At 41.5% G+C, this 2,744-nt stretch carries 2 protein-coding genes; both read left to right on the forward strand.

What is annotated here, in order from left to right; translation table 11 throughout:
- Positions 1-364 precede the first annotated feature (364 nt).
- Positions 365-571 (forward strand): type II toxin-antitoxin system HicB family antitoxin, encoded by a 207-nt coding sequence (locus ACE1AQ_RS23185; protein WP_008198193.1) that lies wholly within the window; start codon positions 365-367, stop codon positions 569-571.
- A gap of 328 nt (positions 572-899) precedes the next feature.
- The gene (locus ACE1AQ_RS23190; protein ID WP_110545961.1) at positions 900-2,642 is read left to right on the forward strand and encodes a patatin-like protein; all 1,743 of its coding nucleotides are present in this window, start codon (positions 900-902) and stop codon (positions 2,640-2,642) included.
- The last annotated feature ends 102 nt before the right edge of the window (positions 2,643-2,744 follow it).

Consider the following 2,744-nt stretch of genomic DNA (forward strand, 5'->3'; position numbering starts at 1 on the left):
AGGCACAAAGGACACAAAGATCGATCACTACATTCAGTTAAACTGATCAGACAAAGAAGAGTGGAAGGAACCACAGAGGCACAAAGGACACAAAGATCGATCACTACATTCAGTTAAACTGATCAGACAAAGAAGAAGAGAGCCGTGCGAGTTACGAGGAAGCGGAAAATTGGCTACTAGAGGACGAATTTGAACCGGTAGAGGGACGACTTTCGGCAGTAGAGATATAATTTCCTTATCTTCCTTTCCGCTTTTCTTCAAAACCCTGATTCTGTATGCTGTTTAGCAAGAATTAGCGATCGCCGCTTAACCAACTCAGGCCCTAATAGGTAAAATATAACCTGGGAGATTATAGTGAGAAGTTATGAAGTTGACTGTAACACTTGACCGTGACGAAGATGGGGTTTGGGTTGTAGAATGCCCCAGTATTCCGGGTTGTGTCAGCCAAGGTCAAACGAGAGCAGAAGCTCTAGAAAATATCAGAGATGCAATTATCGCTTGCCTTGAAGTTCGTGCAGAACGTGGACTACCGCTCACGATTGAAACTTGTCAAGTAGAGGTAATGGCCTAATCATGTCCTCTGCTCTTCCTGTTCTCAGCGGACGTGGTAAAAGGTACGCTTCGTAGTCTTATTCCTACTGCTGGAATTACGTTACAAGAAGCAGAATCATTGTGGTCGGCAGTTTTAAGCTGCTGGGGCCACTAAATTACTCGTTAAGACTGCACCGGAGTTGGGAAAGTCGAGATATATTTGGAAATATTTCACAACAAAAATACATAATTTATTCGGTAATTTGCCCTTTTTTTTTGATAATTCTTGATAAAAACTTTCTGGATTTCGACTCATTAGCGGATTATACTGAAAGAGTATAATTACTTAGTCCCTAGGAGGCGAGGTTATGAATAGTAACCATCAACACAATTTGCCCCTGCCAGTTTTTTCCCGCGAATTTCGGCTCGGTATCGTTTTATACGGGGGAGTCTCCCTAGCAGTATACATGAATGGGGTCTGTCAGGAGTTCTATAATGCGATTCGAGGGAGAGGGATTTACAAATTGATCAAAGCGTTAACCGATTCCGATATCGTCGTGGATATCGTGTCGGGTACTTCTGCGGGAGGGGTAAACGGTGTTCTGCTCAGTTACGCGATCGCTAACAGTAATCTAGAGGAAGCGACAAACTTTAAAAAATTTGCGGAATTGTGGCGCGAACAGGGCGATATTCAAAAACTTTTAAGAAAATCGTCGCCGAATGGTGAAAAATTTTCTTTTCTAGATGGAGAGGGATTCTACCAAGAGCAATTTAAAAAAGCTTTCCAAGAACCGACTTTTCCCTCGATAGGAGACTGGTATTCCGACTTCGGGGAATTAGATTTATTTATCACTGCGACCGACTTTAAGGGGAAAATCAATCAGACGTTCGATAATGTCGGCAAGGTCATCGATATCAAAGATCATAAAGCCTTTTTTCATTTAAAATACCGTCAGGATCAATCGGAGTACGTCGAGAATCCTTTTAGAACCGTCCAGTCGAACGAAATCACAGAAACTGCTTTAGCGAAACTCTGTCGAGCCACTTCCTGTTTTCCCGTAGCTTTCCCAGTAGTTACCGTGCAACTCTCTCCAGAAGACCAGGAAAACAAAGATACCGATGAGATTAAAGTCGATAGAAAACTGGTGGAATGGGGTCAATTGCAAGACCGGGATTTAGAGCCTAGCTATCGGGAAAACAAGAAAAATTATCCTATCTATCTCATCGATGGGGGTGTGTTAGATAATCGTCCTTTTACCTATACGGTAGAAACCATTTACGGACGGACTGCCTTTCGTTCGGTCAAACGGATGTTATTTTATCTCGATCCTACCCCCGATCGCTTTTTCGATGACCTGGCCCGAAAAGAGAACAAGCTACCCTCGGTAGATAAAGTTCTTCTAGGGGCTTTAACGGGTCTTCCTCGTTATCAAAGTATAGCGAAGGATTTGCAATTGATCGAGGAAGGAAATCGTAAAGTTACTCGCTACAAACTTCTCAAAGATACAATCCTACAAGCTATCGATAAGCGAGAGAATAAAGAGCAAGATTTATTGCAACAAAATGCCTATATTAAATGTCGCTTATTCGGGTTACTTGATCGAACAATTCATGAGGTTTTGCTCCGGAAATCTCCCTTCGAGACTAAGCAGGATTGCCAGAAGGACTTTTTAGACAAAACCGCCGAAATTCTCAAGGACTTAAAGAGTTTAGAAGATGTGCAGATTCCGGCAAGGGCAAAAGCTGAGAAACAAGCTATAGATTTAGAAACTATCTATCGAGATATACAACCGATCGATCTTGATTTCTTAATTCGCAAACATTCTTTTTTACTCGATAGAATTGCCCAATTATCGGAGGATAAAATACAGCAGGAATTTTATCCTTCCCTTCCAGGTAACTTTCCTGATTGCCATTTAGCTCTACGGCGATTTGTCGCCCTACGCTATCTTTCTTATCAACTAAGTTGGCAATTAGAATTATTAAAGCTGATTCAAAAATCGATCCAGAAAATTTTAAACTACTACGACTTTTCCGAGTTGGCGGGTACCGATGATGTATCAAAATTCGATCGGGAGCATCTCACCTTTGCAATAAGTAGAAATGCTTAATGAGATCAATAAAAAAGTTAAAAAAGGCAACCATTTAGATAAGCACAGCGATGACGAAGGACTTGCGGTACATTACAAGATTGCCAACTTGCACCAGTAATT

The organism is Microcystis sp. BLCC-F209 (assembly GCF_041928595.1).
Lineage (GTDB): Bacteria > Cyanobacteriota > Cyanobacteriia > Cyanobacteriales > Microcystaceae > Microcystis.

Coding starts and splice junctions, on each gene's coding strand:
- ACE1AQ_RS23185 (WP_008198193.1), top strand. CDS start 365: ATGAAGTTGACTGTAACACTTGACCGTGACGAAGATGGGGTTTGGGTT.
- ACE1AQ_RS23190 (WP_110545961.1), top strand. CDS start 900: ATGAATAGTAACCATCAACACAATTTGCCCCTGCCAGTTTTTTCCCGC.